We start from the raw sequence: 12,420 nt of genomic DNA on the forward strand, positions 1-12,420 counted from the left end.
CGGATAGGATGACGTCGCTACGTCACCCACGGGGAGCCCAGAGTGACAGTAACGATCATCAAGCGTCCGCCGCGCCGGCCCGCGCCCGTGATGCCGTCCGGCGAGGTCCCGCTCGACCCGCCGCCGGAGATCCCGCCGCCGCAGGGCAAGGGCTGGAGCCGGATGCTGATGATCCTGCCGATGGGCGCGGGCGCCGCGGCCATGGGCCTGATGATGGGCGCGCAGCGGGGCGGTCCGATCACCTATGTGGCCGGTGCGATGTATGGGGTGTCCATCCTCGGCATGTTCGCGATGATGCTGACCAACACCACCGGCCCCGGCAAACGCGAGATGATCGAGGCCCGCCGGCAGTACCTGCGTCATCTCTCCCAGCTGCGGGCCCAGGTGCGCAACACGATCCGGCAGCAGCGCGAGGCTCTCTATTACCGCAACCCCGATCCGGAGACCCTCTGGACGTTCACCGACAGTGGCCGCCTGTGGGAGCGCCGCCGCGGTGACGCCGACTTCACCGTGGTCCGGATCGCGGTCGGCCCGCAGGAGGTGGCGACCCGTCTGGTGCCGCCGCAGACCCGCCCGGTCGACGAGCTGGAGCCACTGTGCACGATGGCGCTGCGCCGGTTCCTCAACACCTACTCGGTGGTTCCGGACCTGCCGGTGTCGGTGGCGCTGCGCGACTTCTCGCACATCTACGTGCGCGGGGCCGACCTGCCCACCCACGACTTCGTTCGCGCGCTGCTGGCCCAGATGGTCACCTTCCACGCCCCCGACGATCTGCGCATCGGCGTCTGCGTGCCGGATCACGAGCGCGCCCGCTGGGAGTGGGTCAAATGGCTTCCGCACACCCAGCATCCGGGCAAGACCGACGCGATCGGGCCGGTGCGCCTGGTCGCTCCGAGCGTCCCGGCGCTGGAGGCGATGCTCGACGACGTGCTGGTCAACCGGCCCCGCTTCGACCCGTCCGGCGCGCCCGGCGGCGGCCCGCACGTCATGGTGATCATCGACGGCGGCTCGACGGCCGGCTCCGACCATCTGATGACCGAGGGCGGAGTCGCCGGGGTCACCATCGTCGACCTGTCGGTTCCGCCGCCGCGGCTGCTCGACGACAGCTCGGTGGTGTTGGAGATCGCCGCCGACGGCACGGTCACGGGCACCACGATGGACGGTCCGACCGAGGTCGGCCGGGCCGACGTGCTGAGCCCGGCCGAGGCCGAGGTGCTGGCCCGGGAGCTGGCGCCGCTGCGGCTCTCCGCCGTCTCGCAGGCCGACGCGCCGGCCATCTCGCAGGACACCGGGTTGGCCGAGCTGCTGGAGCAGGACGATCCGTACGGGATCGACCTGAACGAGCTGTGGGCGAGCCGGCCCAACCGGGACCGGCTGCGGGTGCCGATCGGGGTCGGCGCCGACGGCCGCCCGGTCGAGCTGGACCTGAAGGAGTCGGCGCAGGACGGCATGGGCCCGCACGGCCTGCTCGTCGGCGCGACCGGCTCCGGCAAGTCGGAGCTGCTGCGCACGCTGGTGCTGGCGCTGGCCATGACGCACAGCCCGGAGATCCTCAACCTGCTGCTGGTCGACTTCAAGGGCGGCGCCACGTTCGCCTCGCTGGACAGGCTGCCGCACACCGCCGCGATGATCACCAACCTGGAGGACGAGCTGCCCCTGGTGGACCGGATGCTCGGGGCCATCCAGGGTGAGCTGACCCGGCGGCAGGAGCTGCTGCGCAAGGCCGGCAACTACGCGTCGGCGCGCGACTACGAGCGGGCCCGGTCGGCCGGGGTGCCGCTGTCCCCGCTGCCCAGCCTGCTCTTCATCGTCGACGAGTTCTCCGAGCTGCTCAGCGCCCGGCCCGACTTCATCGACATGTTCGTCCAGATCGGACGGGTCGGCCGGTCGCTCGGCATCCACCTGCTGCTGGCCTCGCAGAAACTCGAGGAGGGGCGGCTGCGCGGGCTGGAGTCGCACCTGTCGTACCGGATCGGGCTCCGGACGTTCTCGTCGATGGAGAGCCGTGCCGTCCTGGGGGTGCCGGACGCCTACGAGCTGCCCCGGTCGCCGGGGCACGGCTATCTGCGGACCGGCACCGAGGGGCTGATCCGGCTGAAGGCGGCGTACGTCTCCGGCGCCGTCCGGCAGAACGGCGACCTGCCCGGCGTCGGCGCCCGAGGGGGAAACCCGATCCGGGACTTCACCACCTTCTATGTGGCGCCGCTCCACACCGAGTCGACGGCCGAGGACGCCGCCCCCGTGGAGGAGACCACCGTCGGGGACACCCTGATCGAGGTGCTGGTCCGCCAGATGGAGGGCAAGGGCGCGCCCGCCCACGAGGTGTGGCTGCCGCCGCTGGACAAGGCGTCCACGCTCGGGCAGATGCTGCCGCCGCTGATCACCGTGCCGGAGCGGGGGCTGACCGCCGACGCCGCCGACCGGCACGGATCGCTGCACGCGCTCGGCGGGATCATCGACAAGCCGTACGACCAGCGCCGCGACCCGATGTGGCTGGACCTCTCCGGCGCGGCCGGCAACGTGATGATCGTCGGGGCGGCCCAGTCCGGCAAGTCGAACCTGCTGCGCACGCTCGTGATCAGCCTGGCGCTCACCCACACGCCGCGGGAGGCGCAGTTCTACGGGCTCGACTTCGGAGGCGGGCCGCTCAGCGCGCTGGCCGGCCTGCCCCACGTCGGCGGGGTGGCGACCCGGCGTGACGTGGACAAGGTGCGGCGTACGATCGCCGAGCTGCACGGCCTGATGCGGGCACGGGAGGAGGTGTTCGCCGCGGAGAACGTGGAGGGCGCGGCGGCGTACCGGCGGGCCCGCGCGCAGGGCCGTTTCGCCGAGGACGCGTTCGGTGACGTGTTCCTGGTCGTCGACGGCTGGTCGACGCTGCGCACCGAGTTCGAGGACCTCGAGACCACCGTGCACGAGCTGGCCAACCGTGGTCTCGGCTTCGGCATCCACGTGCTGGCCGCCACCAACCGGTGGATGGACGTGCGCCCGCAGATCCGCGACGTCTTCGGCGCCCGGATCGAGCTGCGCCTCGGTGAGGCCGCCGACTCGGTGATCAACCGGCGTGAGGCGGTCAACGTGCCGGAGGACGCGCCCGGCCGCGGTCTCACCCCGGACGGCTTCCACTTCCTCGCGGCACTGCCCCGGATCGACCGTGAGCAGCGCGTCGACGACCTCGCCGAGGCGGTCGCCGCGCTGGTCCGCGACGTCGCGGCACAGTGGACGACGGCCCCCGCTCCGGCGGTCCGGCTGCTGCCGGCCGAGCTGCCGTTCGAGGCGCTGCCCCGGCCCGCGGCGCGCTGGTGCCGATCGGGATCGCCGAGGCCGATCTGCAGCCGGTCGCGCTCGACTTCGACGCCGAGCCGCACGCGCTGCTCTTCGGCGACGTGGAGAGCGGAAAGAGCTCGTTCCTGCGCAGCCTGGCCCGGTCGATCGCGGCCGCGCACAGCCCGTCCGAGGCCCGGCTGCTCCTCATCGACCTGCGGCGCAGCCTGCTCGGGTGCGTCCCGCCGGAGAAGACCATCGGGTACGGCACCTCGCACCAGGTCACCGCGGATCTGATCAACCAGGTGGCGGTGGCGATGCGGGAACGGCTGCCCGGCCCCGACGTCACCCCGGAGATGCTCAGCAACCGCAGCTGGTGGAAGGGCCCCGAGCTGTACGTGCTGGTCGACGACTTCGACCTGATCGCGTCGGCCAACCCGAACCCGCTGCTGCCGCTGCTGGAGTTCCTGCCGCAGGCTCGCGACATCGGCCTGCACGTGGTGATCACCCGGCGGATCGGCGGGGCCGGGCGCGCCCTGTTCGACCCGGTGATCGGCCGGATCCGGGAGCTGGCGTCGCCGGGGATCATGATGTCCGGGCAGCGGGAGGAGGGCCCGCTCTTCGGCAACCTCAAACCGCAGCCGCTGCCACCGGGCCGGGCCTGGATGGTCACCCGCAAGCACGGCGCCCGCCTGGTTCAGCTGGCCTGGTCGCCGCCCGTACGGTGATCGGGCAGTCTACCGGCGGGGTGGTCCCACGTACTGCTGCTCGATGCCGGTCTGATGCAGGAAGACGTAACGGTCGTCGCCGTCGCCGACGAGCGCCATCATGTCGTCGTTCATCGACTGGAGCAGCTGCCCGCTCTGTGGCCGCAGTCGCAGCGCTGCCGAGGCCAGGGTGGCCTCGTCGCCGCCCAGCCGCTGCAGCACCACGAGACCGGCCTCCTGCACCGCGGCCGCACCCGGCCGGTCCAGTTGGCGCAGGATCGTCAGCTGCGTGTGCCAGGGGCCCAGCGGCGGGCTCGTCGTCGGCCCGGACACCCCCAGGTCGAAGACGGTCAGCAACGGGGTCTGCGCGGTCCCGCCGTACGGCCCGCCGGCCTCCCCGGCGATCACCAGCCGCTGCTGCTGACCGGTGGCCCGCTCGCCGAAGCCCGCCCACGCCCGTGGCTCGGTCGTCACCACGACCACCCGCACGCCCACCGAGAAGGCCCGGAAGATCAGCAGCTGCGCCGCCCACACCCCGCCGACCAGCGTCACCCGGACCGGATCCGGCGCGAACAACCGCAACGGCACCGGGACCTGCTGCTGATCACGCCCGAGCAGCAGCCCGGCCGGCGCCGGTGGCGTGACCGTCATCCGGCGCAGCCCCGCCCGCGGCACCGTGTGCCAGCCGATCCGCAGCCGGCTGGTCTGCCCGGACGGTCCCGTCCGGTCCCGGGGCCGGTCCCCGTCCGGGCCGGGGGGCGGGCCGTCCGGCTGATCCGGCGGACGGGTCAGCGGGGTCGGCGCCGCCAGGGGAGCGGAGGTGACCGCGGGCGCGACCGGCGCCCGCGCGATCGGCACGGCGGCCCGGGCCACGGCGGGCTGCGCCGGAGCGGGTTGCGGCTGCGGCGCGGGTGGCGGCTGCTGCTGGACGGCACGGTCCTCCGGGTACGGCAGCGGGTGGCTCATCCGGCGCCACCCCCGGTCGGCGCGGTAGCGTACGCCGCCGGCCCCTGCTCCCCGTCGAGTGCCTGCAACTCGCCGCCGACTCTCCGGACCCCCTCGACCAGCACCCGGTCCAGGGCGCGCAGGTCCACATCGGGCCGGGTCGCCAGCCGGATGAACGCCCGCACCGGCACGTCGTCGGCGCCCGCGGGCAGAGGAGCCCCGAGGACCAGCGCCACACTCGTCTGCGCGGCCGGGGCGGTCGACGCCCAGGCGAATAGCGACCCGATCTCGGTCGCCGACGCGGGCCACGTGCGCAGCCAGTACGTCCGGTGGACCAGCCGCGCCGACCGCCAGTGGGTCCACGCCTCGTCCACTCCGGGCCCGTCGGCGAGCGCCCACGGCTCCACGTCGCACGAGCGGGCCAGCAGCGCCAGCAGCCGGTCCGCGTCGAGCGGCCGGCCGGTCACGCCGAGCCGCCGCAGGCCGGTCACCACCTTGCGGGCCAGGCCGGCGACCAGCGAGGCGGCCGCCTCCGGGTCGGCGGTGTGATCGAGCAGCGCCTCGGCGAGCGCCTGCGCGTCGACCCGGATGCTCACCGACGACTCGCGGTAGGAGGGGACCGGGCCGGCGCCCGTCGTCTCGGTCAGCTGCCGGTAGGAGGCGCCCGACGGCGAGGCGGCCGGCACGTCCGGGCTGGGTGCCGGCACCGTGTGGGTGACCAGCTCCAGCACCAGGCCGGGCTGCCCGGCACCGGCCAGGAGACCGAACAGCGCGTCCAGCGGCAGCGGCGCGGCGGCCGGGTCGAGCGTGACCACGCTGAACCAGCCGGCCTCGTCCCGGGCCACGCCGACCGTGCCGTCCGCGGCGGTCACGTCCCGCACGGTGAGTCCCGGCGCCACCGTCCGCAGCGCGGCCAGCGCGGGCCCCGGCCGCGGGTCGATCCGGGCGTCGCGGCGTCGCCGGTGATCGCGCGCCACCTGCCGGTGCTCCAGCCACCAGCGGTGCTGCCGGCGGGAGAAGAAGACGAAGAGCAGCGCCGCGGAGATCACGCCGACGAGCAGCAGCACCACCGGGCCGGCGGCCAGCGACGCGGCGAGCGCGAGCAGCACGGCCTCGGCGACCAGGATCTGCGCGAGGCTCAGCGACCCGAGATGTCCCCGCCGGGGCACCGCCCGGACCGCGACCGGGGGCGCCGGTGGCGCAGCCCGATAGGTCGTTCCTTCACCACGGTGCACGTCTCACCCCCTGTCCCTTCAGCGTGTGGCCATCCGCAGATCGGCGAGCATCAGTGTCCGAAGGTCGTCACGGCTGGGCATCCGCCCCATCGCCCGCAGCCGCCCGGACTGTGCCTTGCGCATGCCCTCCAGCAGCTTGCGGGCCTCCCGCGCGTTGCCGAAGTTGCGGTCCCGTTCCAACTGTCCGAAGTGCTCCCACAGCGCCTCCGGCAGGCCGTCGGCGAACACGTAGTCGTCGTTGCGGGCGATCCGGCCGGCGATCATCACCAGCTCGTCCGGGCCGTAGTCCTCGAACTCGAGGGTCTTGGCGAAGCGGGAGGCCAGACCCGAGTTGGCGTCCAGAAAACCGGACATCTCGCGGGTGTAGCCGGCGACGATCACCGCGACCTCCTCCCGGTGGTCCTCCATCAGCTTCACCAGCGTGTCGATCGCCTCCTGGCCGAAGTCGGCGGCCGCACCACCGGCCCGGGCCAGCGTGTACGCCTCGTCGATGAACAGCACGCCGCCCATCGCCTCCTCGAACACCGACGTCGTCTTCTCCGCGGTGTGCCCGATGTACTGCCCGACCAGATCGCGCCGCGACACCTCACGGAACTGCCCGTCCGGCAGCACACCCAGCGCCTTCAGCAGCCGGCCGTAGATGCGGGCCACCGTCGTCTTCCCCGTCCCCGGGGCACCCGTGAAGATCAGGTGATGGCTGACCGCGCCGACCGACAGGCCCGCGCCGCGCCGCCACTCGTTCACCTGGATCTCGTCGATCAGGGACCGGACCTCGGCCTTCACCCCGGCCAGCCCGATCATCGAATCGAGCTCGGTGAGCAGCCGCTCCACCTCGCCGGCGCCCTGCGCGGCCGGCCCCAGCAGCTCCGTCATCGTCACGGTGGCCCGGGCATCGACGTGCACCGGCGGATCCGCGGTCTCCTCCACCCGGCACTGCTCGATCCCGGCCGTGCACCCGGCGCCGATCACGATCCCCGACCCGTGCGTCTGGTGCACCCACGTCTCGACGATCCGCAGAGAGCTCCCGTTGGCCGCCACGATGCCCGCGTCACCGGCGCCGGAGACCTCACAGCGCTCGATCAGCGGCCGCCCCGACTGGTAGACGTAGACACCCCGGTAGCCGCAGTCGCTGATCCGGGTGTCGCGGATCACCGGGTCCGCGCCGAGTCGCACGATCACCCCGTCGTCCGAGACGCCGCTGACCGCACACGAGTCCACCGTGCCGCCGGCGTCGGAGAAGACGAAACCGTGCTGCCCGGCGACCACACGGACCTCCGCGGCGTCCACCGTCGCGCCACCCTCGGCCTGGAGACCGGCGCCGTAACCCGCGGACAGCTCACAGCGCCGCAACCGGACCCGGCCCCCGCCGATCGCCACCGCCGGATAGTCGTCCGACACCAGGGCCAGCCCGTCCACCTCGACCTCGCCGGAGGCCACCGCCAGGGCCGGACCGTCCAGACCCGACGCGTCCACCACCGCCGAACCGGGGTCACCCGACGCGCGTATGGTCAGCCGCCGGCCGGACAGATCCATCCGCTCCCGGTAAGTGCCCGGGGCCAGCAGGACGACGGCCCCGTCGGGAGCCACCTCGAGAGCGTCGCGCAGGGTCGGATAGGTGCCCGGAACCGCCAGGGTGCTGACCACGAGCGGAGCTCCTTCGTGCCCAGGGTGCAGGTCGGCGCCACTGTCCGGCGTGGACCGCCGGAAAGGGACGTAGACCCGAGGCTATCGCCCCGGACCGATCATGGAGGCCCTTGTCGATGAATGCGGCCCACTCACCCTCTTCCGGGGTCCCTCATTTCCCAGGGGTACGGCCACACCTGCACGCGGAGACAGGACAACGGCAGGCCGAACCCGGAGCTCGGGACGGACTGCCGTTGTGAGGGGCTGCTCACCCCGGTCCCCCGAAGGGGTGTTGATCAGCGGGGGCGCTGCTGCCGGAACGCGCCCTTGCTCGGCCGCATGTTCTTGGGGATCGCGCCCTTGGGCATCTGTGGCCGCGACATCAGCGCGCCGAGCCGCTTGTCCAGCGAGTTGACGTCCTTGCCGGTCAGGTTCTTCGGCAGGCGCAGCATCGTCGAGCGCAGCTTGCGGATCGACAGCTGACCCTCGTCGGGGCCGATCACGTAGTCGTAGATCGGGGCGTTGCCGATCACCTTGACCAGTCGCTTCTTCTCCTGGCTGAGCAGGCTCCGCACCCGCTGCGGGTCACCCTCGGCGAGCAGGATCACACCGGGCTTGCCGATCACCACGTGCACCATGTCGAACTGCGTCGTGGAGCTCGCGGCCGGGCGCACCCGCCAGTCGCCACGCATGTTCTCCATCAGCGAGGCGGCGGCGCCGGGCTGGCCCTCCGCCACGTTCATCATCGCGGTGTTGGAGCGCAGGTTGAGCACGATCAGCACGGCCAGCAGCGTGAACAGGATGCCGACCGGGATCCACAGCCAGCCACCCGTCAGGAGCACGATCGTCACGGTGATCGCCACCGGGATCGCGACCGCGCCGATGACCAGCGGGACGAACCACTTGTCCTGCTTGGCCGTGAACGCGAACACCTGGCCGATCTGCTTGAAACGCTCGCGGACCGACACCTTCTCCTGGGGTTTTGCCATGCCCGGAAGTGTAGTGGGGCTCAGGTACCTTACGGCGTCCCGGGGACCTCGATGCCGATGTGTAAGGAGGGGCGGCCGGGAGAGATGAGGCGCCGTCCCCATGCCCGGGGCCCGCCTTCGGGCGAAGAGTCCCTCTCATGATCCCCTTCAGCGACCCCGGCACCCACCTCCAGCTCGCCCGCTACCGCATCGACCACATGCTCCAGGACGCCTCGAACCACCGTCTCGTCCCCCGGACGACGCCCGAACGGCCACGTCTCTACCGGCGGCTGCTGATCCGGCGACGGCCTCTCACATCATGATCGGCGCGGAGGGTCTGTCGTACACGCGTGGCATGCTCGACCTCATGACGGTGAGCGTGCACAGCACGGTCCTGGTCGGCCGCGATCCCGACCTGGCCGTGCTGCGCGAGGCCTTCAAACGGGCCCACGGCGACGAGCCCGCCACCGTGCTGGTCGGCGGCGAGGCCGGGGTCGGCAAGACCCGGCTCGTCGAGGAGCTCTGCCGTTCGCTCGACGCCCGTGTCCTCCTCGGCCAGTGCCTGGAGCTGGGTGAGGAGGGCCTGCCCTTCGCTCCGTTCGCGGCCGCGCTGCGCGAGCTGTGCCGCCGCGAGGGCCGGGCCGTCCTCGGCGGGCGCGAGGCCGAGTTCGCCCGGCTACTGCCCGAGCTGGGCCCGGCCCCGGAGCCCGGCGAGACCCGCCGCGGTCACCTTTTCGAGCTGGTCGGCTCCCTCTTCGCCAGGCTCGGCGAGGAGCGCCCGGTCGTCCTGGTGGTGGAGGACCTGCACTGGGCCGACCGGTCCACCCGTGACCTGATCGCCTTCCTGGTGCGCTCGGCCCGCGTGCCCCGGCTGCTGCTGATCGCCACCTACCGCACCGACGAGCTGCACCGCGGCCACCCGCTGCGCCCGTTCCTGGCCGAGCTGGAGCGGGTCCGCGGCGTCCAGCGGCACGACCTCGACCGGCTCGACCGCGACGACACCGCCGAGCTGCTCGGCCACCTGCTCGGCGCCGAGCCCGACCCGCCCACGGTCGACGCGATCAGCCGCCGTGCCCAGGGCATCCCGTTCTTCATCGAGCAGTTCGCCGCCTCCGCCGACCCGCGCTGCGGCGACATCCCCGACACCCTGCGCGACCTGCTTCTCTCCCGAGCCGACCAACTGCCCGACCCGGCCCAGCGGGTGCTGCGGGTCGCCGCGGTCGGCGGCATCCGGTTCGGCCACGAGCTGCTCACCCGGGTCGCCGGCGTCGACTTCGCCGGTGGCGACGTGACGGCTCTGGAGTCCGCGCTGCGCGCTGCCGTCGCCGCCCAGCTGATCGTCACCGACCCCCACGGGGGCTACGAGTTCCGGCACGCCCTGATCCGCGAGGCCGTCCACGACGACCTGCTGCCCGGCGAGCGGGCCCGGCTGCACGCCCGCTACGCCCAGGCCATCGAGTCCGAGCCCCATCTCGTCGAGGCCGATCGCGCTCCGGCCGAGATCGCCCACCACTGGTTCTCCGCCCGCGACCACGCCCGCGCCCTGGTCGCCGCCCACCGCGCCGCCGACGCCGCAGGCAGCCGCTACGCGTTCGCCGAGCGGGCCCGCCTCCTCGACCGCATGCTCGAGCTGTGGGACCAGGTGCCCGACCCGGCCGCCCTCGTCGGCGTCGAGCACCTCGACCTGCTGGAGGAGGCCGCGCTCGCCGCCATCGACTCCGGCGAGCACATGCGTGCCCTCACGCTGACCCGGGTCACCCTCGGCGACCTCGACTTCGAGGCCCAGCCGATCCGCGCCGCCCGCCTCCTGATCCGCCGGGCGAAACTGCTGCGCAACGCCGGCAAGAGCGACGGAGCCGCCGAGGCCCGTGAGGCATATCGCCTGCTCGACGCCGCTCCCCGCGACCACACCTGGCTCAAACTGTTCAGCGACGTCGTCTACGTGCTGTCCGCCGTCGACGGTGCGGAAGCCGACCGGATCGCCCAGACGGTGCTGACCGCCGCCGCCGAGCTCGGTGACGAGGCCGCCCAGGTCGCCGCCGAGATCACGTACAGCAAGGTGTGCAGCGGCCGTCTCTCGGCAGCGGAGAGCGTGCCGGCGATGCGCCGTTCCGTCGACCGCAGCCGGGCCTCCGGCGATGTGCCCAACCTGGCCGCCGCCCTGGTCAACCTCTCCGACGCCCTGTTCGAGCTCGGCGACTACGCATCCTCCGCGGCGGCCGCCGCCGAAGGCGTCCCGCTCGCCGACCGGGTCGGCGTCAGCCGCACCACAGGCGTCTACCTGCTGGCCAACCACGCCGAGGCCCTGCTGGCCCTGGGCCGCTGGGACGAGGCCGACACCCTGCTGGCCCAGATCGCCCGCCACGACCCGCCCGGCACCCTGGCCCTCCCCGGCCTGCGCCTCCGAGCCCGCCTGCGCCTCGCTCGCGGCCACGACGGCGCTGCCCCGGTCGTCGCGCAGGCGGTGACGTTCCTGGCCAAGCCGTTCCTCACCCACGAGGCCCGCATCAGCCTCCTGGAGTTACGCATCGTCGCCGCCCTGACGGCCGGAGACATCGCCGCGGCCCACACGGCAGCCGCGGCCGCCTTGCAGGACGAGGCCCTGACCGAGCGTCCCCGATACACCTGGCCGGTCCTGGTCGCCGCCGCCCGGGCCCTCCCACCGGCGCGTGCCACGGCCCCGGCCGTCCCGTCGCGGGGAGTCACGGCCCCGGCCCTCCCATCCCTGGGCGTCACCGTCCCGGCCCTCCCGTCCCTGGGCGTCACCGTCCCGGCCCTCCCATCCCTGGGCGTCACCGCCCCGGTGGTTCCATTGCGGGACGGCGACGCTTTGGCCGGCCCGTCGCAGGGCGCTACCGTCCCGGTCTCTCCACCGGAGGGTGCTGACCTGGGGAGCGCGATCCGGGTGATCGCCGATCGGCTCCCTCAGCGGTACCCGGCAGAGCGCGCTCACGCCGCCCAGGTGGCCGCCCTCCTCGACGGTGGTGCCGGGCGATGGCGCGGCGCGGTCGAGGCCTGGCGTGCTGACGGACAGCCCTACCAGTTGGCCGGTGCCCTGCTCGACCTCGCCGAAGCCTCCAGCGCCGACCGTCCGGCAGCGACGGCCGCCCTCACCGAGGCCGCCGCGATCGCGTCCGCACTGGGCGCCCGGATGCTCTGCGACGCGGCCGACATCCTGTCCCGCCGGCTGGGTATCCGAAACCCGGCGCTGTCCACTGCGAGCACCGACCTGCTGACCGCCCGCGAACGCGAGGTCCTCCGCCTCGTCGCCGAAGGCCACAGCAACGGCCGCATCGCCGAACGCCTGTTCATCTCCCCGAAGACGGCGAGCGTCCACGTGTCCCGGATCATCGCCAAGCTGGAGGTCACCAATCGGGTCGAGGCCGCCGCCGTAGCCCATCGCCTCGGCTATCTCGACACCTGATCCCGGACGCCCGTCCGGGATCAACCGGGAGAGTTGCCGTGCGGGCTGGTTCGCGACAGCTTCGCCGACGGCACGCCACCGCAGGCGGCGGGACTGTGAGGTCGGTGGATTGCGCGGGTCCGAATTCTCCGCTCGGACTGTGGCGTGAGGCGGCTGGCTGGAGGTTCGGGGTTGTTCGGCCGGCCCGGGATTGCCGGCGTGAAGCGGCGGCCAGGGTTTCGGGTCGTCGGCCTGGGCTGAGATGCGCGGCGTGA

The 12,420-nt window shown here is 73.2% G+C and carries 6 protein-coding genes and 1 pseudogene; 3 read left to right on the forward strand and 4 right to left on the reverse strand.

Features of this window, described 5'->3' with window-relative positions; all coding sequences use genetic code 11:
• The first annotated feature begins 42 nt into the window (after positions 1-42).
• Positions 43-3,992: pseudogene (gene eccCa / locus ACQPZW_RS07450) on the forward strand (type VII secretion protein EccCa).
• A gap of 9 nt (positions 3,993-4,001) precedes the next feature.
• On the opposite strand, the gene ACQPZW_RS07455 reads toward eccCa, so the two are convergent.
• The 4 genes from ACQPZW_RS07455 to ACQPZW_RS07470 form a co-directional block, all read right to left on the reverse strand.
• Positions 4,002-4,937: a hypothetical protein gene (locus ACQPZW_RS07455; RefSeq protein ID WP_433794090.1), complete on the reverse strand. Its 936-nt coding sequence runs from the start codon at positions 4,935-4,937 to the stop codon at positions 4,002-4,004.
• Complete coding sequence (locus tag ACQPZW_RS07460; RefSeq protein WP_433794091.1) at positions 4,934-6,085, reverse strand: type VII secretion protein EccE; 1,152 nt, start codon at positions 6,083-6,085, stop codon at positions 4,934-4,936. The genes ACQPZW_RS07455 and ACQPZW_RS07460 overlap by 4 nt, the downstream gene beginning before the upstream one ends.
• A gap of 84 nt (positions 6,086-6,169) precedes the next feature.
• Positions 6,170-7,795, reverse strand: coding sequence for a right-handed parallel beta-helix repeat-containing protein (locus ACQPZW_RS07465; protein ID WP_433794092.1), 1,626 nt, complete (start codon positions 7,793-7,795; stop codon positions 6,170-6,172).
• A 275-nt stretch (positions 7,796-8,070) separates the two neighbouring features.
• Positions 8,071-8,763 (reverse strand): DUF4191 domain-containing protein, encoded by a 693-nt coding sequence (locus ACQPZW_RS07470; protein ID WP_433794093.1) that lies wholly within the window; start codon positions 8,761-8,763, stop codon positions 8,071-8,073.
• A 137-nt stretch (positions 8,764-8,900) separates the two neighbouring features.
• Between ACQPZW_RS07470 and ACQPZW_RS07475 the strand changes: the two genes are divergently transcribed.
• Together ACQPZW_RS07475 and ACQPZW_RS07480 are read left to right on the forward strand one after the other, a co-directional pair.
• Positions 8,901-9,065, forward strand: coding sequence for a hypothetical protein (locus ACQPZW_RS07475; RefSeq protein ID WP_433794094.1), 165 nt, complete (start codon positions 8,901-8,903; stop codon positions 9,063-9,065).
• A 32-nt stretch (positions 9,066-9,097) separates the two neighbouring features.
• Entirely contained in the window at positions 9,098-12,166 is a 3,069-nt protein-coding gene (locus ACQPZW_RS07480; protein WP_433794095.1) for a helix-turn-helix transcriptional regulator, read from the forward strand.
• Positions 12,167-12,420 lie beyond the last annotated feature (254 nt).

Origin of the sequence: Actinoplanes sp. CA-252034, from assembly GCF_050956125.1 — a bacterium.
In the GTDB taxonomy this organism is placed as follows: Bacteria; Actinomycetota; Actinomycetes; order Mycobacteriales; family Micromonosporaceae; genus Actinoplanes.

What these genes read in the sequence shown, in the direction of transcription:
- ACQPZW_RS07455 (WP_433794090.1), bottom strand. Translation starts at nt 4,937, where the DNA reads ATGAGCCACCCGCTGCCGTACCCGGAGGACCGTGCCGTCCAGCAGCAG.
- ACQPZW_RS07470 (WP_433794093.1), bottom strand. Translation starts at nt 8,763, where the DNA reads ATGGCAAAACCCCAGGAGAAGGTGTCGGTCCGCGAGCGTTTCAAGCAG.
- ACQPZW_RS07475 (WP_433794094.1), top strand. Translation starts at nt 8,901, where the DNA reads ATGATCCCCTTCAGCGACCCCGGCACCCACCTCCAGCTCGCCCGCTAC.
- ACQPZW_RS07480 (WP_433794095.1), top strand. Translation starts at nt 9,098, where the DNA reads ATGCTCGACCTCATGACGGTGAGCGTGCACAGCACGGTCCTGGTCGGC.